The organism is Pseudomonas brassicacearum subsp. neoaurantiaca (assembly GCF_013608025.1).
GTDB lineage: Bacteria > Pseudomonadota > Gammaproteobacteria > Pseudomonadales > Pseudomonadaceae > Aquipseudomonas.
Genome location: NZ_VDLV01000004.1, coordinates 39,115 through 60,795, shown reverse-complemented (window position 1 = coordinate 60,795; position 21,681 = coordinate 39,115). Strand labels below are relative to the sequence as shown.

Genomic DNA, 21,681 nt, shown 5'->3' with positions numbered 1-21,681 from the left:
ATTTGTGTTTTGATGGGCGTGGTCATCCACGTATCGTGCCGCTCATGGATAAATGGATAGAGTTGGTCAAGGCCAAGATGAAGGAGCTGCACATCACTCAGGTGGTGCTTGCAGAGCGTTTGGGAATGTCACAAGGCGGTATCGGTCACTGGCTGACCAAGCGCCGGCAGCCCAGTCTTGGAGATATGAACCGGGTGCTGAAGGAACTGGGGCTCGAGTTTCTCGAAGTGGCCATGGTGATCCGCGAGCCGGACACCTCCACGGACGAGGGCATGGCCCTGGCGCGGAAGTACAATCCGTACTTTCGCTACCCCATCAGCGAATGGCACGACATCGGCACCGTTCGTGAAGGCGATTTCGTTGATTATGGGCCGTCGCGCTATGAGTTGACGGACTACCATGCCCAGGGAGATGCGTTCTGGCTGGTGGTCGTGGGGGATGCGATGACCGCGCCAAGCGGGCTCAGTATTCCCGAGGGCATGTCGATCCTGGTTGACCCGGCGATCGAGGCGGTGCCCGGTAAACTGGTGATCGCCCAATTGCCTGGCAGCAGCGATGCGACCTTTCGCAAACTGATCGAAGAGAGCGGTCAGCATTACCTGGTTCCGCTCAATCCTACTTACCCGAAAAGCTTGTACACCGAGCAATGCCGAATCATCGGCGTGGTCGTGCAGGCAACCATCAGGTTCTGAACCGAATCGGCCCGGACAACGGGCCGATGCCTATTCTTCCAGCGCCACCAGCACGCTGCCCTCGCTGACCATCTCACCTTCCTGGCAATACAACTCTGTGACCACGCCGGCCTTGGGCGCACGGATGCTGTGCTCCATTTTCATGGCCTCCAGCACAACGAGCTGTGCACCGGCTTCCACCGTCTGGCCGGTACTTACCAACACTCGAACGATGCTGCCGTTCATGGGCGCAACCAGGCCGCCGTGCGGGTTGTGACTGGCCTCGGCGGCGGCCAACGGGTCGTATGACTCGACTCGGTGCAGATCGCCCTGCCATTGCAGGTAGACGCTGTCGCCCTGGCGAATCACCCGGTGGCCGCGACGTACGCCATTACGCTCGATCATAAGGTGCTCGCCTTTGAGCTCAGCAAACAGGGGGACATTGCCCAACGTCACCGCGCGATCCTGACCGTCACAGATCAGATGCAAGGTTATTTCCTGTGGCAGTCCGAGGCGCAGCCCACCGGTATTGCTCCAGGGAGAGTTCAGGTCATCGGCGCGGACCTGCGGCTGGAGGCTCAAGGCGAAGGCTTGGGCCGCCGCGTGCCAGAAGTCGTCATCCAATTCACCTGGCTCGGGCAGCAGTTGCGCCTGGTAGCGTGGGATAAATCCAGTGTCCAGCTCCGCTGCGGCAAACGCCGGGTGAGCGACGATGCGCCGCAGAAAACCGATATTGGTCTTCAGGCCGCCAATGGCAAACTCGTCCAGCATCGCCAACAGGCGCAAACGGGCCTGCTCGCGGTTTTCGCCCCAGGCGATCAGCTTGCCAAGCATCGGGTCGTAGAAAGACGAAATCTCGTCGCCTTCTTCAACGCCGCTGTCGACTCGCCGACCTTCGCCTCCAGCAGATTCGCGGTACAACGTCAGGCGCCCGGTGGCGGGGAGGAAATCATTCGCCGGGTCTTCGGCATAGAGCCGTACTTCGATGGCATGGCCGCGCAGTGGCACTTGGTCCTGAGTGATGGGCAACGGCTCGCCAAGGGCGACGCGGATCTGCCAGGCCACCAGGTCCAGTCCAGTGATCGCTTCAGTGACCGGATGCTCGACCTGCAGCCGAGTATTCATTTCCATGAAGAAAAACTCACCCCGCGAGTCCAGCAGGAACTCCACCGTGCCCGCGCCGACATAGCCGATCGCCTGGGCCGCACGCACGGCGGCTTCGCCCATCGCCCGGCGCAGTTCCGGGCTGAGGCCGGGCGCAGGCGCTTCTTCGACGACCTTTTGATGGCGACGCTGGATCGAGCAGTCCCGCTCGTTGAGGTACAGGCAGTTGCCATGCTGGTCGGCGAACACCTGGATTTCCACGTGGCGTGGCTTGAGCAGGTATTTCTCCACCAGCATGCGCGCATCGCCGAACGACGATTGCCCCTCACGCTGTGCCGAAGCCAAGGCTTCGGCCAGTTGGCTGACGTCTTCTACTACCTTCATTCCCTTGCCGCCGCCGCCCGCCGTTGCCTTGAGCAACACCGGGTAGCCAATGCGCTCGGCGGCTGCGCGGAAGGTTTCCAGATCCTGGGCTTCACCGTGGTAGCCGGGCACCAACGGCACGCCAGCGGTTTCCATCAAGGCCTTGGCGGCGGATTTGCTGCCCATGGCGTCGATGGCCGAGGCAGGGGGGCCTAGGAAAATCAGCCCGGCTTTTTCGATGGCCCTGGCGAACCCGGCATTCTCGGAAAGGAAACCGTAGCCAGGATGAATCGCCTGGGCACCGCTGGCCTGGGCCGCGGCGATCAGTTTGTCGATTTGCAGGTAACTGTCGGCCGCCTTGCTGCCGCCCAGGTCGACGCAGATATCGGCCTCACGGCAATGACGCGCGTTACGGTCCGTGGCGCTGTGCACGGCTACGGTGATCAGGCCCATGGCCTTGGCGGTGCGCATGACGCGGCAGGCGATTTCACCGCGGTTGGCCACCAATAAAGAGGTAAGGGCAGGGGCGCTCATCGACGCGGCTCCTTGTTATCTGATTCGGCTTGCCAGTTCGGCGGTCGTTTTTGCAGGAAAGCTCGCAAGCCCTCCTGGCCTTCAGGGCTGACGCGTATCCGGGCGATGGCGTTCTCGGTGTAGCGCCGCAACGCCGGGGTGAGTGCACCGTTGCCGACCTCACGGAGCAGTTCCTTGCTGGCACGCATGGCCGCCGGACTGTTGAGCAGCAGATTGTCGATCCATTGCCCGAGTTGATCGTCCAACGCCTCGGCCGGGTAACTTTCCGACAGCAGTCCAATCTCTTTCGCACGTTGTCCGCTGAAACGCTCCGCGGTCAGGGCGTAGCGTCGCGCCGCGCGCTCGCCAATGGCCTGCACCACGAACGGGCTGATCACCGCAGGCGCCAGGCCAATCCGTACTTCGGACAGACAGAACTGTGCTTCGTCGGCCCCAATGGCCATATCGCAGGCACTGATCAGGCCCAGTGCACCGCCAAATGCGGCACCTTGGACCACAGCCAATGTAGGAATCTTCAGTTTGGCGAGGTTGTACATCAGCTCCGCCAGTTCCCGGGCGTCGTCCAGGTTCGTGTGGTAGTCGAGCTCGGCGGACTGTTGCATCCAGGCCAGGTCGGCGCCGGCGCTGAAGTGTTTGCCACGGCCACGGAGCAACAGGAAACGCAAGGTCGAATCGCTGCCGACCTCGTCCAGGGCGAGGATCAGCTCGCGGATCATCTCGGCGTTGAACGCGTTGTTCTTTGACTCGCGGCTGAGCCACAACGTGGCAAAGCCGCGTGGGTCGGTGTGCAATTCGAGGGTGTTGTACTGAGTCATGGGCATTTTCCCGATTACATCCTGAACACGCCGAAGCGGCTCGATTCGATGGGCGCGTTCAGCGACGCGGACAAGGCCAGGCCCAATACGTCGCGGGTCTGCGCCGGGTCGATGACGCCGTCGTCCCACAGCCGCGCGCTGGAATAATAGGGGTGCCCCTGTTCTTCGTATTGATCGAGAATCGGTTGCTTGATCTCGGCCTCCTGGCTGGCGCTGAACGGCTGACCGCTGCGTTCGGCCTGTTCGCGCTTGACCTGCACCAGCACGCCGGCGGCTTGTTCGGCGCCCATCACGCCGATCCGGGCATTCGGCCACATCCACAGGAACCGTGGATCGTAGGCGCGACCGCACATGCCGTAATTGCCCGCGCCGAAACTGCCTCCGATGATTACGGTGAATTTCGGTACCCGGGCGCAAGCCACGGCGGTCACCAGTTTCGCACCATGCTTGGCGATGCCGCCGGCTTCGTATTTCTGGCCGACCATGAAACCGGTGATGTTTTGCAGGAACAGCAGGGGAATCCCACGCTGGCACGCCAGTTCGATAAAGTGCGCGCCTTTCTGCGCAGCCTCGGCGAACAGGATGCCGTTGTTGGCGAGGATGGCGATCGGGTAACCGTGCAGATGGGCGAAGCCGCACACCAGGGTCGTTCCGAAGAGCGCCTTGAATTCATCGAATACCGAGCCGTCGACGAGGCGTGCGATGACTTCCCGCACGTCGAACGGCTGTTTGGCGTCGGCCGAAACCACGCCGTACAGTTCGTCGCCCGTGTACAGCGGGGCGACGGGCGCACGCTGCTGCAGCTCGCCGAGTTTGCGCCAGTTGAGGTTGGCAACGCTGCGGCGGGCCAATGCCAGGGCGTGTTCATCGCTGTCGGCGTAATGGTCAGCCACGCCGGAGATTTTGCAGTGCACATCGGCGCCGCCCAGATCCTCGGCGCTGACCACTTCGCCAGTGGCGGCTTTTACCAAAGGCGGGCCGGCGAGAAAGATCGTCGCCTGCTGGCGGACCATGATCGCCTCGTCCGCCATCGCCGGTACGTAGGCGCCACCGGCAGTGCAGGAGCCCATGACCACGGCAATCTGCGGGATGCCCTGGGCACTCATGTTGGCCTGGTTGAAAAATATCCGGCCAAAATGCTCGCGGTCGGGAAACACTTCGTCCTGGCGTGGCAGGTTGGCGCCACCGGAATCCACCAGGTAGATACAGGGAAGGCGGTTCTGTTGGGCGATGGCCTGGGCGCGCAGGTGTTTTTTTACCGTCAGCGGATAATACGAGCCTCCTTTGACCGTCGCGTCGTTGGCGACGATCATGCACTCGACACCTTCCACGCGACCGATGCCGGCGATCACGCCGGCCGCCGGAACATCTTCTCCATAGACTTCGTAAGCCGCCAGCGGGCTGATTTCCAAGAACGGCGAACCAGGGTCCAACAAGCGATTGATGCGTTCGCGCGGCAACAGTTTGCCCCGGGACGTGTGCCGCTCCTGGGCCTTGGGCCCGCCGCCTTGCTGGACATGGGCGAGCAAGGTGCGCAGGGCCTCGACTTGTCCGAGCATCGCATCGCGGTTGGCGATGAACTCCGGCGAGCGAGCGTTGAGCTGAGTATGCAGCGTGGCCATGGTCAGCTCCGTTAGCGGGTTTCGTTGAACAGTTCGCGGCCAATCAGCATCCGACGGATCTCACTGGTGCCGGCGCCGATTTCGTACAGCTTGGCGTCACGCAAGAGACGGCCAGCCGGGAATTCGTTGATGTAGCCATTGCCGCCCAATATCTGGATCGCATCCAGCGCCATTTGCGTGGCGCGCTCGGCGCTGTAGAGGATCACCCCGGCGGCGTCCTTGCGGGTGGTTTCGCCGCGCTCGCAGGCCTGGGCCACTGCGTACAGATAGGCGCGACTGGCGTTGAGCTGGGTATACATGTCAGCGACTTTGCCCTGGATCAGCTGGAATTCGCCGATGCTCTGGCCGAACTGCTTGCGGTCGTGGATGTACGGGACGATCAAGTCCATGCACGCCTGCATGATGCCGGTCGGGCCGCCGGACAAGACCACGCGCTCGTAGTCGAGGCCGCTCATCAACACTTTCACGCCGCCGTTGAGCACGCCGAGGATATTTTCCTCAGGCACTTCGACGTCATCGAAAAACAACTCGCACGTGTTCGAGCCGCGCATGCCGAGCTTGTCGAACTTGTTGCTGCGGCTGAAACCTTTCCAATCGCGCTCGACGATGAACGCGGTGATGCCGTGGGCGCCTTTTTCCAGGTCGGTCTTGGCGTAGATCACGTAGGTGTTCGCGTCAGGACCGTTGGTGATCCAGGTCTTGCTGCCGTTGAGCACGTAGTGGTTGCCACGCTTGTCGGCCCGAAGCTTCATCGAAACCACGTCGGAGCCGGCGTTCGGTTCGCTCATGGCAAGGGCGCCGATATGCTCGCCGCTGATCAGCTTGGGCAGGTATTTGTTCTTCTGCTCATGGGTGCCGTTGCGGTTGATCTGATTGACGCACAGGTTGGAGTGGGCGCCGTAGGAGAGGGCGACCGAGGCCGAGCCGCGACTGATTTCTTCCATGGTCACGACATGGGCCAGATAGCCCAGGCCGGCGCCGCCGTATTCTTCGGGGACGGTGATGCCCAGCAGGCCCATGTCACCGAACTTGCGCCACATGTCGGCGGGGAACAGGTTGTCGATGTCGATCTGTGCCGCCCGCGGCGCCAGTTCTGCCTTGACGAAGGACTGCACTTGGTCGCGCAACATGTCGATGGTTTCGCCGAGGGCAAAATTCAGGGATGGGTAGCTCATGGGACACCTTTTGGATTTTTTGTCGGGTGCGGGGAGCGGCATGGCGGCTCTCACCTTTACGTTAACGTAAGCTTGTGATGAATGGCTGTCAATCGCTCTTTACGTTAACGTCAACTTAGGCGAGAGTAAGGCCGCTTCTGCATGAGATTCACCGATACCCCACTAATAAAGACAAAAGAGGGCGCGTCATGGATCAACCCTGTTCTCACCCGCAACTCAGCTACACCCGCGGCTCCCAGGCCAAGGCCTTGCTCGCGCAGACCATCGGCCAGGCGTTCGACCAGACTGTCGCCCAATTCCCTGACGGCGAGGCGCTGGTGGTTCGCCACCAGTCGCTGCGCTACAGCTGGCGTGAACTGGCCGAAGCGGTCGACCTGCATGCCCGGGCCTTCCTGGCGCTGGGCCTGCAGACCGGCGACCGCCTCGGCATCTGGGCGCCGAATTGCGCGCAATGGTGCATCACTCAGTTCGCGAGCGCGAAGATCGGGGTGATCCTGGTCAACATCAATCCCGCGTATCGCGCCTCTGAACTCGAGTACGTGCTGAAGCAATCCGGTTGCCAATGGCTGGTGTGCGCGGGAGCGTTCAAGACCTCGGATTACCACGCCATGCTGCAAGCGCTGGCGCCGGAGTTGGCAGAGCAAGCGATCGGGCAATTGCGAAGCGAGCGCCTGCCAGACCTGCGCGGCGTGATCAGCCTTGATCCGCAGCCGCCCTCGGGCTTTTTGTCCTGGTCGCAGTTGGCCGCCCTCGGCGCAGCGGTGTCGCCAGGGCAATTGGCCGAGCGTCAGGGGAGCCTGCATTTCGATCAGCCGGTGAATATCCAGTACACCTCAGGCACCACCGGATTTCCCAAGGGCGCGACCCTCAGCCATCACAACATTCTCAACAACGGTTACATGGTCGGCGAAAGTCTCGGCCTGAGCGCTGACGATCGGCTGGTGATCCCGGTGCCGCTGTATCACTGCTTCGGCATGGTCATGGGCAACCTGGGGTGCGTGACGCACGCCAGCACCATGATCTACCCCAGCGATGCCTTCGATCCCTTGCTGACCCTGCGGACCGTGGCCGAGGAAAAAGCCACGGCGCTGTACGGCGTTCCCACGATGTTCATCGCCATGCTCGACCAGCCACAGCGAGGGGATTTCGACCTGTCCAGCCTGCGCACCGGAATCATGGCTGGGGCCACTTGCCCCATCGAGGTGATGCGGCGGGTCATCAACGAGATGCACATGGCTGAGGTGCAGATTGCCTATGGCATGACGGAAACCAGTCCGGTGTCGTTGCAGACCGGTCCCACGGATGAGCTGGGATTGCGCGTGACCACCGTCGGGCGGACCCAGCCGCAACTCGAAAGCAAGATCATCGACGCGGCGGGCGATATTGTTCCCCGCGGGACCATTGGTGAATTATGCACGCGGGGCTACAGCGTAATGCTCGGCTATTGGAACAACCCCAAGGGCACCGCCGATGCCATCGATCCGCAAGGCTGGATGCACACCGGCGACCTGGCGACCATGGACGAGCAGGGTTACGTCTGCATCGTCGGGCGCAACAAGGACATGATCATCCGTGGCGGGGAGAATGTTTACCCGCGCGAGCTGGAGGAGTTCTTTTTCACCCATCCCGCAGTGGCCGATGTGCAGGTGATCGGTATCCCGTGCTCGCGTTATGGCGAGGAGATCGTCGCCTGGATCAAGTTCCATCCCGGCCACAGTGCCACCGAACAAGAACTGCAAGCCTGGTGCAAGGAGCGCATCGCCCATTTCAAGACGCCGCGTCATTTCAAATTCGTCGAAGAATTCCCGATGACGGTCACTGGCAAGATCCAGAAATTTCGCATGCGTGAAATCAGCATGGAAGAACTGGCGAAGACGGAGTGAAAAAAGTCCCGCTCGATGGACGGGCGGGACAATTGGCTCTTTTGCGCTTTAGTTGGCCCTATCCGCCAGCCGGATCTCTTCAAGATGTCGCAGTCGATTTTCTTTATGGATCCGTTGGGTTGTCACCCGGTCCGGGTAGCAACGCATGAACATTTGCGTGAAATGCTCACCGTAGTGGATGCGTGCGCCATCGTCCGCCTTCAGCAATGGCCGCACCGAGGCCTTGAAGCTTGGCTCGTGGAAATAAGCCATGGCAAAACGTTCCCGGGTGTTGAGCTTGACCTTGTGGGGCGTGGATAACAGATATCCGTCGGTCATGAATTGCAAGATGTCACCTGGAAACACGGTCAGCACTGATGGTTGCGGTGTCACGAACGTCCAAGGCTCATCATTTTCGAATAGCCCCGCAGTACTTTCCGCCGAGAGCCAGTTGCGATTACGGTGTTCGCCTTTGACGGGAGGACGGATATATAACCCCCCCACGTCATCCTGTGTAGCGATCACCAGCATCCCATAGTCAGTATGGGCGCCGATGCCCCGGCAGGTTTTTGAAGATTCGCTGGGAAAACGCAACACGCGCATATGATGCCAACCGTCCTGACTCAGATTCGTCAGGGTGTGTATTTCCAGCCCCAAGCCAAGTGCGACGAGTTTTAGTAGCTTTTCTCCGATGAGATCCAGCTCTGCCAGGTAGGCGTTCATGCTGTCGCGGTAGGCGTCATTGGGCCAAGGCACCGGGCCATGGCAGGGCCAGCCTCCTTTGACGCGATCATCGTGTTGCGGCAAATCCTTGCAGATCGTGAAAATTTCCGACTGGTCGAACTCGCCTGCGGTCATTTCCTCCCCCGACGCGACGTAACCCGCGTAGCTGAGATCGCTGACGTGCCTGGATTTTTCTTGGGCGGATTGTTTGAAAAAAGCTTTGCTGGCGGCCATTGCCCCTTGGATTTTCTTGTCCTGGGCGGGCTCTGTCCTGATCTGGAAAATACCGTCCTTGCGCCAAGCCTGGATGAGCCGTTGGCCCAGCCAAAGATTGCCTTGGTCGGCATGGACGTCTTCAGGTAATTCGAACGTTTGTAGAAGGGTCATGTGGAGCGTCTCCTTAATAATTAAAGAGACGTGCATTCACAGATGTGACGTTGAACAGCACCATCAACGGAACTGCACCAGGCTAACCGCGGGAGGCCTGGATTCATGTACGTCGTTTCCCCGGAAGGGAACGACCCTTATAAGTCCACGGCGGAACATTGGCAATAGACGGGAATCGGGCAAGCCGAGGCGAGGGTGATCGTGATCGTGATCGTTGGGCGAAGCGGGAGAAAACGCAGAAAGCACAAAGGGGAGCCGAAGCTCCCCTTTAATTTTGTCGTCGCGTGCTCTTTTTTTATTATTGAGGGGCGGCCTGTTGTTGTTTTTGGCAGCCGTGGCCCTTTACCGCTGTTTTTGGCGATCCCCATCCGGGATCAAGAGCAAACGTATTTTTTTGAGCGCTGATCTGCTTTTTCGCCTGGCGATCCAACCGATTCGGGAGCTACCTGAAGGTAGTTTTATTGTTCTCTGCCCGGTTGCGGGTTGCTCCTGAAAGCACCCTGAAAAGCACATCTTCTCCAAAAAAATCTGTTAGCTACGTCTCTGTCGTGTTGTTTTTGTTATGTCAGAGTCGTTTCGTCTTGTTTTTATTGGGTTGTCGCTTTTTTTTATTCTTGTTGTGCAAGAGATATAGCAGGTGCCGTGCCAACTTTAAAAATCCTATATAAATCAACGGCTTGATTTTTTTGTCGGAAAATTCATTCCTGGAAACCCTGACAAATTGTTTCCGTGTTACTCGTTTCACCCCCGTTACAAACGGGGGCGGTAACACCTCACTGCGCCAGCCGCGCCTTCGCAACGCGCGAACCGGTCGGACGGCCGAGCACGTCACAAATCTGCCGGCCCGCGGCGATGAGCGCGTCCAGGTCGATGCCGGTCTCGATGCCGAGGCCATTGAGCAGGTACAGCACGTCTTCAGTCGCGACGTTACCGCTGGCACCCTTGGCATAAGGACAGCCACCCAGGCCTGCGATGGAACTGTCGAACACGGCGATGCCCTCCAGGAGGCTGGCGTAGACATTGGCCAGGGCCTGGCCGTAGGTGTCGTGGAAATGTCCCGCAAGTTTGTCCCGAGGCACGTCGGCGCTCACCACCTCGAACATCCTGCGCGTCGCGCCGGCGGTACCGGTGCCGATGGTGTCGCCCAGGGATACTTCATAGCAGCCCATCGCGTACAACTCCCGGGCGACCCAGGCCACTTGTTCAGGCTTGACGTCGCCTTCATAAGGGCAACCCAGCACACACGATACGTAGCCGCGTACGCTGACACCGTTGCGCTTCGCCGACTCCATGATCGGAGCGAAGCGCTCCAGGCTTTCCTTGATGGTGCAGTTGATGTTGCGCTGGGAAAACGCTTCGGACGCAGCGGCGAACACCGCGACCTCTTTCACGCCTGCTGCCAGCGCATCTTCAAAACCCCTCAGGTTCGGCGCCAAGGCGCCATACGTCACGCCGGGCTTGCGCTGGATTTGCGCGAAGACTTCGGCCGAGCCGGCCATCTGCGGCACCCATTTAGGCGAGACAAAGCTGCCGACTTCGATGTAACCGAGGCCGGCAGCGCCCAGAGCATCCACCAGGCGCACCTTGTCGGCGACGCTGATGGGTTGCGATTCATTCTGCAGGCCGTCGCGCGGGCCGACTTCGATCAGGCGTACAAAGGAGGGGAGGGACATGGGGTTGACCTGTAGTGGGTTGCAGAACATCGTGAACGATGATGGGACCCTTGTGGGAGCGAGCTTGCTCGCGATAGCGGTAAAACTGACAAAATTGATATTGACTGACACTCCGCCATCGCGAGCAAGCTCGCTCCCACAGGGTTACTGTTGTGTTACTGGACGATTTCCTCGCCCTTGATCGTCTGCTCCAGCGCCTGGATGCAGCGTTCCTCGGCGGTGTCGAGCTCCAGCTTCATCTGTTCGATATCCAGTAGCTGCTGTTCGAGCTGCTCACGGCGCTCGGCGATTTTCGCCAGCATGCTGTGGAGTTGTTTCTGATTGCCGCTGCTGGGGTCGTACAGTTCGATCAGCTCGCGGCATTCGGCGAGGGAGAAACCAATGCGCTTGCCTCGCAGGATCAGTTTCAGGCTGACCTTGTCCCGCGGTGAATAGACACGCTCCTGGCCACGACGCTCCGGGCTCAACAGGCCCTGTTCTTCGTAGAAGCGAATGGCTCGGGTGGTGATATCCAATTCGCGGGCGAGGTCGGAGATGCTGTAGGTCTGGCTGCTCATGGAAGCGCTCGAAACGAAAGAATTAGCGCTAAGCTAAGGGCAGGTTGACGTTCACGTCAAGATAAGAGCGCCTGCATGACATCCGGCGGACCTGTGGGAGCGAGCTTGCTCGCGATAGCGGTGTGTCAGCCAGGGAAATATCGGATGTGCCGACGCAATCGCGAGCAAGCTCGCTCCCACAATTTATGGCCTGCTAGACCCTATCGAGCTTCTTCTCATGGGCCGTCACCTGCTGGCACAGCTCGATCATCTGTTCGCGCATCCAACGGTTGGCCGGGTCCTGGTCAGTGCTTTCATGCCAGTAGAGATGGGTCTCCACCGGCGGTACATCGTTGACGGGCACGTGGACCGCATGCAGATCGTGGCGGCGGGCAAAACGTTCGGGAACCGTCATGACCATGTCGGTCTGCTGCAGCACTTGGGAAGCCATCAAATAGTGTTGCGAGCGCAGGGCAATCTTGCGCTGTATGCCTATTTTACCGAGGGCCAGATCGACATAGCCCAGGCCGTTGCGGCGACTGGAAATATGCACATGGGTCTGGGCCAGGTAATCGTCAAGACTGAGCTTCTCCTTGCCTGCCAACGGATGACCCTTGCGCATGGCGCACACGTAACGGTCTTCCATCAGCTTGACGTGGCGCACCTGCGGGTCAGTGTTGAGTGGGGCGTCGACCGCGAAGTCCAGGCGTCCGGCGGCCAGTTCCTTGGTGGTTTCCCGACGCTTGGACAGGAAACTCTCGATGGCCACCGTCGGCGCCAGGCGGCGCAAGCGCTGGAACAGCGGCGGCAGGATCACGCCTTCGGTGAGGTCGGTCATGCTGATGCGGTAGGTCTTGACGGCTTGCAGCGGATTGAAGATCCGGCTTTCCTGCACCGACACCCGTAGCAGCGACAAGGCGTTGCGCACCGGCCCGATAATATTCTGGGCCATGGGCGTGGGCACCATCCCTTGGGCGGTGCGCACGAACAGCGGGTCGTTGAAGGTCTCGCGCAAGCGCGCCAAGGCGTTGGACACGGCCGGCTGAGTGATACCGACGATCTGCCCGGCGCGGGTCAGGTTGGCTTCGGTGTAGATGGCATCGAAGACAATGAAAAGGTTGAGGTCGACCTTGCTCAGATTCATGGCGCTGCACTCTTATTCTTGGGCTTGTATGAGGTGCCGGGTGGCAATGCAAATCAGTGAACCATATATCGGTGATGAATGTTAATACACGCCGAGAATAGGTTAGGTAAATTTTCGTAGCTGAACTAGCATCGCTTTCATGACCTGAAAACAACCTCTGCCAGAAGGTGCTGCCGATGGATTTTGCCTACTCCCCCAAGGTTCAAGAACTGCGTGAGCGCGTCACGGCGTTCATGGATGCCTACGTCTACCCGGCCGAAGCGGTGTTCGAGCGGCAGGTGGCTGAAGGCGACCGCTGGCAGCCCACAGCCATCATGGAAGAACTCAAGGCCAAGGCAAAAGCCGAGGGCTTGTGGAACCTGTTCCTGCCGGAATCCGAACTGGGCGCCGGTCTGACCAACCTGGAATACGCGCCGCTGGCGGAAATCATGGGACGCTCATTGCTGGGGCCGGAGCCGTTCAACTGCTCGGCGCCGGACACCGGCAACATGGAAGTCCTGGTGCGCTACGCCAACGAAGAACAAAAGCAACGCTGGCTTGAGCCGCTGCTGCGCGGCGAGATCCGCTCGGCTTTCGCCATGACCGAACCGGACGTCGCCTCTTCGGACGCTACCAACATGGCCGCCCGCGCCGAGCGTGAGGGTGATCAATGGGTCATCAATGGCAAGAAGTGGTGGACTTCAGGTGCCTGCGATCCGCGCTGCAAGATCCTGATCTTCATGGGCTTGAGCAACCCCGACGCGCCACGCCATGCCCAGCACTCGATGATCTTGGTACCGGTGGACACCCCCGGGGTAAAAATCGTCCGGCCATTGCCGGTATTCGGCTACGACGACGCACCCCACGGTCATGCCGAAGTGCTGTTCGATAACGTGCGGGTACCGTACGAAAACGTCCTATTGGGCGAGGGACGCGGTTTCGAGATCGCCCAGGGCCGTCTTGGTCCAGGCCGGATTCACCATTGCATGCGCTCCATCGGCATGGCGGAGCGCGCCTTGGAATTGATGTGCAAGCGCGCCGTCAGCCGCACTGCCTTCGGCAAGCCGTTGGCGCGCCTGGGCGGCAATATCGACAAGATCGCCGACTCGCGGATGGAAATCGACATGGCGCGCCTGCTGACCTTGAAGGCGGCGTACATGATGGATACCGTCGGTAATAAAGTGGCGAAGAGTGAAATCGCCCAGATCAAGGTCGTTGCGCCAAACGTGGCCTTGAAGGTCATCGACCGGGCGATCCAGGTCCATGGCGGCGCGGGAGTTTCCAATGATTTCCCCCTGGCCTATATGTATGCCATGCAACGCACCCTGCGCCTGGCCGACGGCCCCGATGAAGTCCACCGCGCTGCTATTGGCAAGTTCGAGATCGGCAAATATGTGCCCAAGGAGATGTTGCGTAGCGGGCGCTGAAGCTCATTCGCGCTGACACCGCTTTCGCGAGCAAGCTCGCTCCCACAGTGGCTCGGTGGTAAGACGGATATTTGAGGCACAACCCATTTATGTGGGAGCGAGCTTGCTCGCGATTGCGGCCGCCTGGGCAGCGAATCAGCTCACTCCTTGACGCTCATGTACTCCTCGGCCCAACGGATATATTCCTCGGGCTGGGTGTAGGTGTGGGTCAGTTCGGTGGCGCTCAGGTCTGATGCCTGGGTGAAGATCTGACGTTGCTCCCGCAGGCTGTCATAGGTCGCCTTGATCGCGGCGAAATAGGCGCCATGGCCATCGATCGTGACGCGCACGCCCAGCTCGGCCAGGCGTTTATCATCCCGCAGCAACGGATTGCCATAGGTCACGAGCATCAAGGGGACATTCAGGTTTTCGCTGATCTGCTCCAAATGCTCGAAATCTTGCACGCCCACCATGCAGATGCCGTCCGCGCCGGCCCGTTCGTATTGCCGGGTGCGGCTGATGATTTCCTGGACCGGCAGGATCCCGGCATTGGTGCGGGCAATGATCGCCATTTCCGAATCGACCCGTGCCTCCAATGCCGCGCGAATCTTGCCGACGCCTTCGGCCACGCTGATCAGGTCGGTGGATTTGCGACCAAACTGGGCCGGCAGCAAAGTATCTTCGATGGTCAGCGCAGCCACGCCGGCGCGCTCGAGTTCGATGATGGTACGCATCACGTTCAGTGCGTTGCCGTAGCCATGGTCGGCGTCGGCAATGAACGGCAGTTGGGCCACGCGGCCAATCCGGGTCGCCTGCTCGGCAAATTCACTGAGGGTGATCAATGCGAAGTCCGGCGCGCCCAATACCTGCAACGACGCCACCGAGCCTCCCAGGATACCCACTTCGAAACCCAGGTCGGCGGCAATGCGCGCCGACATTGGATCAAACACCGAGGCGGTGTGATAGCAGGTCTTGGAAGCCAGCAGTTGGCGAAAATTGCGACGCAAATCTTGATGGGAGAGCCTGGACATATGAGTTCCACCAATGGAATGGAAGGGCTTGAGCAAAAATGTCAACGCCGAAAGATCCAAAGGCTATCACGTGGCAAGCGCAGAGATGATGACGAATGCGTATAGGCGATGCCGTTATGGCATCAGGCCAGAGCCCGCCGGCAGGAAAGCCCGTAACACACCGTTACGCTGCAACCGCTTGTTGCCCTGCTCGGGCAATGCTAAGGCGCGCACGGTGTCACCCGGCTGCACTTGCAGGCGTTTGGCGGTGACGCGGTCGACGAGCAGGCTATCGCCGTGTTGATGGGCGCGGCCGCTGGTGACGCGGCAGTTTTCCAGGCGTCGGTTATGAATCAGCCAGATCGGGGCCTGTTCGTCCGGTGTACCGATCGCCAGCGTCAGCGGCTGGCTGTCGCGCACGCTACGGATCTTCGACACCGGCGCCTCGACGACCGGGCCGCCGTCGAAAATATCAATGTACCCCTTATGGGCGAAACCCTCGGCACTGAGGATTTTCAACGCCGGTTCGGTGTTGGGGTGAGCCTTGCCAATCACGGCCTGGGCTTGTTCGGTGAGCAGGCAGGTGTACAGCGGCTGACGCGGCATCAATTCGGCGATGAATGATTTGTTGCCCATGCCGGACAGCTGATCGGCGTAGCTGAAGTCCTTCTGGAAGAAGTGCCTTCCCAGGCTGTCCCAAAAAGGCGAGCGGCCTTGTTCATCGGCGTGGCCGCGCAGTTCGGCAATCAGCTTTTCGCCAAACAGGCTGGGGAACTCGGCGACGAACAACAAGCGCGCCAAGGACAGCAGCCGGCCATTATGGCCCCGACGCTGATCGGGCCGCAGGAACAACGAGCAGATTTCCGATTGCCCGGTCATCTCATTGTTGAGGAACAATGTCGGGATCTGCCGCTGGATACCCAGCTCAGGGGCCGAGCTGACCGTCACGCCGACGCGATAGTTGTACCAGGGTTCACGAACCCCGACGGCCCCGGTCAGCGCACTGATGCCCACCACTTGTCGATCATCGTCCTCAAGCACGAACAGGTAGTCGGCATCAGCCCTTTCAACCTGTCCGGCAAAGGTACGTTGCGCCCAGCGCACGCGATGCGCCAGGCGTTCCTCGTTCGCCGGCAAGCTGGTGAAGCCCGGGCCGGCGCAGCGGGCCAGGTCCAACAATGCAGGCAGATCTGTCAGGGCGACGGGGCGGACGATCATGAAACGGCTCCTTCGTCATGCCCGGCGCGGTGTCGAGGGGCGGCATGGAGTCTGATCGATGTCATAGGCTCACCACCCGGATCCGCTCACCCTCGGTAATTCCCAGTGCCGCCAGCATCTCAGGGTGCAATGCCACCGGGCCCTCGCCACTGACGTCCAGGTCCGCGATGATGGCCCGATAACCTGCGAGGCCATCGTTGCTCACGAGATACCGCCCACGCGCATCGATTACTCGGCTTTGCCGGGTGATGACCGAGCGACTTTCAACGATCGAGCGAATGTTCGTGGTTCGACCGTGCAACGTCGGCCCACCGTCGAAAAGGTCCACATAGCTGTTGGTTTCGAAACCCTCGCGCTCGAGTATGTCGAACGCCTCCTGGCCGTCGGGGTGCACTCGGCCGATACAGGCCTGGGCCGCTTCCGGCAACATCGGCACATAGATCGGATATTGCGGCATCAATTCAGCAAGGAAGGTACGGCTCTGCAGGCCGCACAGGCGTTCGGCTTCGGTGTAGGGCAGGTCGAAGAAGTGCTGGCCGATGGCGTCCCAGAACGGAGAGCGACCGTCTTCACTGCTGAAGCCGACGATTTCCGTGATGACCGATTCGGCAAAGCGCCGGGGATGAGCGCCAATGAACATCAGCCGCGCCCGGGACAGCAACTCCGATTCCGGGGTGCGCACGCGAGTCGCGTCGATGTGGAAACCGCGCAGCAATGTCTGGCCACTGAGGTCCTGGCACAACGACAGCGCCGGCACGCCGTGGTGGATGTTCAGTTCCCTGGACTCGCTGGAAAATGGCCGATGGCGCAGGCTGAAGAACGGTTCGTTGCAACCGGTGCTGGCGATGATCTCCGAACAACCCACCAAGTGGCCGGACGCGAGGTTCTGCAAGACAAAGAAATAGTTTTCCCCGCCCGGTGCCTGCACGTCGGCTTCGAACGAGGCGCACGACCCGAGGATTTTCTCCCGCAGGCGGTCGGTGTCGTCTGGAAGCGAAGTGACACCCACCAGGCTGTCGCGGGCCAGTTGCTGCAGTTGCGGCAAATCGGATAACTGAACTGGACGTAAGGCCAGCATGGATTGCACTCCTGTTCCAGAGAACCCGATGACCTGCACCGGGCTTGACGATCACTGTCGATGTCCACGCGTTGAAGCTGAAAACTGAAACTGATCACCGTCGCGTCATAGCAGCGGTGCGAGATAGGCACTCCAGGTCCGTATCGATTCGAGACTGCGCAGCAGATCATTGCGCACTTCGATCAGCACCGAATCGAGGCCGCGTCCGTCGCCGTGCACCGGTACCGTCATGTCACTCAAGGGGCTGACTTTGTAGGGTTGATTACCGGCGGCCCGCAGCGAATGCCGTCCCAACCCTTCGACGATGCGCTGGGCATATTCCCTGGCTTCGCCAAACAGAACCCCGGCCTCGAGGGCGCGCGGTTGGCCGTAGAACACCGGTGTGAAACTGTGAATGCCCACTACTCGCACGGTCCGCTTATCCGCCAGGCGCTGGTCGATCAAAGCCTTTAACTGATCATGAAATGGATGGAAGAGGCACCGTTGGCGGTATTCGCGCGTAGCGTCGTCCAGGGACTGGTTGCCGGGAATCTGATAGATCTCACTTTGGGCCGGGATGCTGTCGGCAACGTGAAGTGGACGATTCAGGTCGATCAACAGCCGCGAGTAGTTGGCTGAAAGCAAGGTTGCGCCGAGGGTTTCGGACAGCCGTTCAGCCAGGGCCAGGGCACCGATGTCCCAGGCAATGTGTTCCTGGGCGGCGGTTTCATCCAGGCCGAGGTCATTCAGCGCGCTTGGGATGAAGCGGCTGGCGTGTTCGCAAACCAGCACTAACGGATGATCGGAATCTTCCCGCAGTAATCGGAAAGCGGGCTTGGTGTACAGACCCGCTTCAGCACATTCAATGGGTTCACGCATAGTGTTTACAAAGCTCGGCAAATGACTGCGTCTGGGTCGAGGCCAATGTCCGGGCGTTCAAGGCGAACCAGGTCCCAGCCAACAGGCCGGGCAAGACTTCGAGTGCAGCCCAATCGCGCGGCGGTCGCATGACCTGGTGTTCCGATGGCGTCAATACCAGGCATGGAACGGTGATCTGGTCTCTGGAGAGAGGCATCCGTGCTCCTTGCCTGGATGAGTGTCGAATTCTTTGGTAACGCTCAAAATAGTATTTGGGTAGCAGGTGCTACGTGTCCAGAGGTTTTTACGTTCCGTTTAAAAAGCCAGAAAATATCTACAGAAGCCTTGTAGGACAAGGGTTTGGCTGTAGCTCCGTCGTATGTCAGGCAGAGCTTTTTTCAGTGTGGGAAATTACGCCCCTTTGTCTCAGTTATTTGATTTCATATAAGGTGCTGTACAAGAAAATCAGGGATTGTTCCTGCCATGACCTCTCCCGAAATCGAGTATCCCGCGTGCAAGCCACTCGCCTGACCCTGATGTGCCATGGCCGTACCGCCGCTCAGAAAGCAGCGCGTTTCGGCTTGGATGAACCCTTGGATGCCGACTGGCTGGCGAAGCGTCCTGACATCGGACGCGAATACCGGAACGTCCGCCGTCTGCTATGCGGGCCGGAGCTGCGAACGCGCCAGACCGCCGCGCTGCTGGGTGGCGAGCCGCGGCCGATCCAAGCCTTGGCCGATTGCGATTTTGGCCAGTGGCGCGGTCTGTCCGTCGATGAGTTGCTCAAGACCGAACCGCAACTGCTCAGCACCTGGCGCGACGACCCGGATGCCGCGCCCCATGGTGGTGAGTCGGTCAACCGGCTGTGCCGCCGCGTCGGTGATTGGCTGGCAACCCTGGAAAACACACCGGGCCACTACCTGGCAGTGACCCATCCATTCGTGATTCGCGCTGCGCTGGTAAATGTGCTGGGTTGTCCCATGGCCACGTTCAACCGGATCGACATCGAACCGCTGGGCGTCGTCGACCTGCGCTTCAACGAAGTCTGGCGATTGCGCATGCAGGAACCCGCGTAAATGAAGAAATTGTCTGTGATAGGCATCGGCGCCGGGGACCCGGATCACCTGACGATGCAGGCGGTGAAGGCCTTGAACCAGGTGGATGTGTTTTTTCTCATGGACAAGGGGGCCGCCAAGGAGACGCTGCTGGATCTGCGCCGCGAAATCTGTCAACGCTACATCGTCGGTCGTACGTACCGTTTCGTCGAAGCCTACAGCCCCGAGCGCCAACGCGACGACCTGGACTACACAGCGAGCGTCGAAGCATTGAACCGGGCGAAGCAAGCCACCTTTGAAAGATTGATCAACGAAGAATTGTCTGACGGGCAGCACGGCGGTTTCCTGGTGTGGGGCGACCCGTCGTTGTACGACAGCACCTTGCGCATCCTGCAGGCGATTCTCGACGCGGGGCGCTGTGCCTTCGAATTCGAGGTGATCCCCGGCATCACCAGCGTCCAGGCTCTTGCGGCGAAGCATAAAGTGCCGTTGAACACGATTGGCGGTTCGCTGGAGATCACCACCGGACGTCGGTTGGCGGCGGGGCAGGTGGGCGACGCGGCCAGCGTCGTGGTGATGCTCGATGCTGGGGATGCCTACCAGTGCGTGAGCGATCCCGATACGCAGATCTACTGGGGCGCTTATGTGGGAACGCCAGATGAACGGCTGATCGCCGGACGGTTGGGAGACGTGGCCGACGATATCGAGCGCACGCGCAAGGCAGCGCGAAAAGAGCATGGCTGGATCATGGACACATACCTGTTGCGCCGGAGTTGATAGCGACACAACTCAACCGTGGCGAGGGAGCTCGCTCCCGCTGGGTTGCGCAGCAACCCCGACATCTGACAGTCATGCGCTTAATCTTGCGCCTGCTTCGCAGTCGAGCGGGAGCAAGCTCCCTCGCCACGGGGGATAGGGTCTTGGCCGCGGCGCACCTTTACCCCCGGCCAAACCGCTCCCGATACACCGACGGCGCCACGCCCACCACGCTGCGGAACGCCACGCGAAAACTTTCCACCGAACGGTAGCCACACAGCTGGGCAATGTTATCGGTGTTATCTGCAGTGCTTTCCAACAGTTCCCTGGCCCGGGCCAGGCGTTCATGTTGCAGCCAGGCCTTGGGCGATACGCCGCAGGCTTGGGTGAAGCGGCGCAGGAAGGTTCGTTCGCTCATCGCCGCGCGGCTTGCCAGTTCGCGCACGCCCAGCGGTTCGTGGAGGTGCTCGCGGGCCCACTGCATGATACTGGACAAATCACCGCGTGGCGTGCGGCTGACCGGTGAGGGGATAAATTGTGCCTGGCCGCCGGTGCGTTGCGTCGGCATGACCAGCCGGCGCGCCACGGCATTGGCGACCTGGGCGCCGAAATCCCGGGCCACCAGGTGCAGGCACGCATCGATGCCTGCGGCGCTGCCGGCGGAAGTAATGAGTTGGCCCGAGTCGACATACAGCACATCCGGGTCGACACGAATGGCGGGATAGCCTTGCGCCAGTTCGTCGGTGTAGCGCCAGTGTGTCGTCGCCGCCAAGCCATCAAGCAGTCCCGTGGCTGCCAGGACGAACGCCCCGGAGCAGATCGACAACAAGCGGGCACCGCGGGCGTGGGCACGGCGCAGGGCTAGGAGCAGGGCGTCGGAGGGCGGTTCGCTGCGGCTGCGCCAGCCTGGCACGATAATGGTCCGGGCGGTGTCGAGCAGCTCCATGCCGCCATCGGCCAGGACCTGGAAGCCGCCCATGGCGCGCATCGGGCCGTCGTCGACGGCGACGATACGGTGCTCATACCAAGGGAAATCGAACTCGGGCCGGGCCAATCCGAAGATTTCCACGGCAACACCGAATTCGAATGTGCACAAGCCGTCATACGCGAGGATGGCGACCAGGCCGGGAGCAGGCTGCATTTGGCGGAAAATTCCCACAGAGTGTCTTGTCCGCCACTGTAGCGGTTCACGTCGGGGGGATAAAGTCTGTTTCAGTCTTCATCTGTCCCGGAGTAACCACGCATGACCAGTCTTGTTAGCGAAGTGCCTGCTGCGCCATCCGACCTCGCCCTGCAGCATTTCAGCCGTCGCCTGATGTTCGAAACCGATTGTTCCGATGTGCATGCCAGCCAAGAGGCGGGCGCCGTCGATTTTGTGCTGGTGGACGTGCGCGGACCGTTGGCCTACGAACGCGGGCATGTGCCTGGAGCGATCAACCTCCCGACCCGGACCCTCACTGCCGAGGCGTTGGCGGCCTACCCCAAGGCCACGCTGTTCGTGGTGTATTGCGCCGGCCCGCATTGCAACGGTGCGAACAAGGCGGCGGTGCGCCTGGCAACGCTGGGTTACCCGGTCAAGGAAATGATCGGCGGGGTCATGGGCTGGCTCGATGAGGGCTTTCGCCTGACAGGTTCCGTCGAGCGTGTGGCGGAAAAGGCGATCAGCTGCGATTGCTGAAAGCTTGCTCGCGCTGGGCCCTGTAGGAGCTGGCGAAGCCTGCGATCTTTTGATC

The 21,681-nt window shown here is 60.5% G+C and carries 20 protein-coding genes and 1 pseudogene; 7 read left to right on the top strand and 14 right to left on the bottom strand.

Annotated elements, in window-relative coordinates; genetic code table 11:
- Window positions 1–44 precede the first annotated feature (44 nt).
- Window positions 45–692: a LexA family protein gene (locus FHK92_RS03385; RefSeq protein WP_181286826.1), complete on the top strand. Its 648-nt coding sequence runs from the start codon at window positions 45–47 to the stop codon at window positions 690–692.
- A 30-nt stretch (window positions 693–722) separates the two neighbouring features.
- Here FHK92_RS03385 and FHK92_RS03380 read toward each other — a convergent pair whose 3' ends face one another.
- From FHK92_RS03380 to FHK92_RS03365, 4 genes are read right to left on the bottom strand one after another with little or no spacing between them, the layout of a single operon-like run.
- Window positions 723–2,672 (bottom strand): acetyl/propionyl/methylcrotonyl-CoA carboxylase subunit alpha, encoded by a 1,950-nt coding sequence (locus tag FHK92_RS03380; protein WP_181286825.1) that lies wholly within the window; start codon window positions 2,670–2,672, stop codon window positions 723–725.
- Window positions 2,669–3,487, bottom strand: coding sequence for a gamma-carboxygeranoyl-CoA hydratase (locus FHK92_RS03375; protein ID WP_181286824.1), 819 nt, complete (start codon window positions 3,485–3,487; stop codon window positions 2,669–2,671). The genes FHK92_RS03380 and FHK92_RS03375 overlap by 4 nt, the downstream gene beginning before the upstream one ends.
- 14 nt (window positions 3,488–3,501) lie before the next feature.
- Window positions 3,502–5,109, bottom strand: a complete 1,608-nt coding sequence (locus tag FHK92_RS03370; RefSeq protein ID WP_181286823.1) for a carboxyl transferase domain-containing protein — start codon at window positions 5,107–5,109, stop codon at window positions 3,502–3,504.
- Between the two features lie 11 nt (window positions 5,110–5,120).
- Window positions 5,121–6,284: an isovaleryl-CoA dehydrogenase gene (locus FHK92_RS03365; protein WP_181286822.1), complete on the bottom strand. Its 1,164-nt coding sequence runs from the start codon at window positions 6,282–6,284 to the stop codon at window positions 5,121–5,123.
- Window positions 6,285–6,472: 188 nt separating this feature from the next.
- Between FHK92_RS03365 and FHK92_RS03360 the strand changes: the two genes are divergently transcribed.
- Window positions 6,473–8,167, top strand: coding sequence for an AMP-binding protein (locus FHK92_RS03360; RefSeq protein ID WP_181286821.1), 1,695 nt, complete (start codon window positions 6,473–6,475; stop codon window positions 8,165–8,167).
- 48 nt (window positions 8,168–8,215) lie between these two features.
- On the opposite strand, the gene FHK92_RS03355 is transcribed toward FHK92_RS03360, so the two are convergent.
- Window positions 8,216–9,256, bottom strand: a complete 1,041-nt coding sequence (locus tag FHK92_RS03355) for an isopenicillin N synthase family oxygenase (protein WP_181286820.1) — start codon at window positions 9,254–9,256, stop codon at window positions 8,216–8,218.
- A gap of 201 nt (window positions 9,257–9,457) precedes the next feature.
- Between FHK92_RS03355 and FHK92_RS03350 the strand changes: the two genes are divergently transcribed.
- Window positions 9,458–9,661, top strand: a complete 204-nt coding sequence (locus tag FHK92_RS03350) for a hypothetical protein (RefSeq protein WP_181286819.1) — start codon at window positions 9,458–9,460, stop codon at window positions 9,659–9,661.
- Between the two features lie 368 nt (window positions 9,662–10,029).
- Here FHK92_RS03350 and FHK92_RS03345 read toward each other — a convergent pair whose 3' ends face one another.
- From FHK92_RS03345 to FHK92_RS03335, 3 genes are all read right to left on the bottom strand, one after another.
- Window positions 10,030–10,929, bottom strand: coding sequence for a hydroxymethylglutaryl-CoA lyase (locus FHK92_RS03345; RefSeq protein WP_181286818.1), 900 nt, complete (start codon window positions 10,927–10,929; stop codon window positions 10,030–10,032).
- A 155-nt stretch (window positions 10,930–11,084) separates the two neighbouring features.
- Window positions 11,085–11,486, bottom strand: a complete 402-nt coding sequence (locus FHK92_RS03340; RefSeq protein ID WP_030140075.1) for a MerR family transcriptional regulator — start codon at window positions 11,484–11,486, stop codon at window positions 11,085–11,087.
- 193 nt (window positions 11,487–11,679) lie between these two features.
- Window positions 11,680–12,609: a LysR family transcriptional regulator gene (locus tag FHK92_RS03335; RefSeq protein ID WP_181286817.1), complete on the bottom strand. Its 930-nt coding sequence runs from the start codon at window positions 12,607–12,609 to the stop codon at window positions 11,680–11,682.
- A gap of 176 nt (window positions 12,610–12,785) precedes the next feature.
- On the opposite strand from FHK92_RS03335, the gene FHK92_RS03330 reads away from it, so the two are divergent.
- On the top strand, window positions 12,786–14,015 hold the full coding sequence (locus FHK92_RS03330; RefSeq protein ID WP_181286816.1) for an acyl-CoA dehydrogenase: 1,230 nt from the start codon (window positions 12,786–12,788) through the stop codon (window positions 14,013–14,015).
- Between the two features lie 140 nt (window positions 14,016–14,155).
- Here FHK92_RS03330 and FHK92_RS03325 read toward each other — a convergent pair whose 3' ends face one another.
- The 5 genes and pseudogenes from FHK92_RS03325 to FHK92_RS03305 form a co-directional block, all read right to left on the bottom strand.
- Entirely contained in the window at window positions 14,156–15,025 is an 870-nt protein-coding gene (locus FHK92_RS03325) for an isocitrate lyase/PEP mutase family protein (RefSeq protein ID WP_181286815.1), read from the bottom strand.
- A gap of 163 nt (window positions 15,026–15,188) precedes the next feature.
- A pseudogene (gene astA / locus FHK92_RS03320) lies at window positions 15,189–16,222 on the bottom strand (arginine N-succinyltransferase).
- Window positions 16,223–16,283: 61 nt separating this feature from the next.
- A complete protein-coding gene (locus FHK92_RS03315; RefSeq protein ID WP_181286814.1) occupies window positions 16,284–17,300 on the bottom strand; it encodes an arginine N-succinyltransferase in 1,017 nt (338 codons plus the stop codon).
- 105 nt (window positions 17,301–17,405) lie between these two features.
- Window positions 17,406–18,158: an N-formylglutamate amidohydrolase gene (locus FHK92_RS03310; RefSeq protein WP_181286813.1), complete on the bottom strand. Its 753-nt coding sequence runs from the start codon at window positions 18,156–18,158 to the stop codon at window positions 17,406–17,408.
- Window positions 18,151–18,354 (bottom strand): hypothetical protein, encoded by a 204-nt coding sequence (locus FHK92_RS03305; RefSeq protein ID WP_181286812.1) that lies wholly within the window; start codon window positions 18,352–18,354, stop codon window positions 18,151–18,153. The genes FHK92_RS03310 and FHK92_RS03305 overlap by 8 nt, the downstream gene beginning before the upstream one ends.
- A 295-nt stretch (window positions 18,355–18,649) precedes the next feature.
- On the opposite strand from FHK92_RS03305, the gene FHK92_RS03300 reads away from it, so the two are divergent.
- Window positions 18,650–19,213 (top strand): histidine phosphatase family protein, encoded by a 564-nt coding sequence (locus FHK92_RS03300; RefSeq protein WP_181286811.1) that lies wholly within the window; start codon window positions 18,650–18,652, stop codon window positions 19,211–19,213.
- Window positions 19,214–19,969, top strand: coding sequence for a precorrin-6A synthase (deacetylating) (gene cobF, locus FHK92_RS03295; protein ID WP_181286810.1), 756 nt, complete (start codon window positions 19,214–19,216; stop codon window positions 19,967–19,969).
- Between the two features lie 160 nt (window positions 19,970–20,129).
- Here the strand turns inward: cobF and ftrA are convergent, their stop codons facing one another.
- A complete protein-coding gene (gene ftrA / locus FHK92_RS03290) occupies window positions 20,130–21,089 on the bottom strand; it encodes a transcriptional regulator FtrA (RefSeq protein ID WP_181286809.1) in 960 nt (319 codons plus the stop codon).
- A gap of 102 nt (window positions 21,090–21,191) precedes the next feature.
- Here ftrA and FHK92_RS03285 point away from each other — a divergent pair, with 102 nt between their 5' ends.
- Complete coding sequence (locus FHK92_RS03285; protein ID WP_181286808.1) at window positions 21,192–21,626, top strand: rhodanese-like domain-containing protein; 435 nt, start codon at window positions 21,192–21,194, stop codon at window positions 21,624–21,626.
- The last annotated feature ends 55 nt before the right edge of the window (window positions 21,627–21,681 follow it).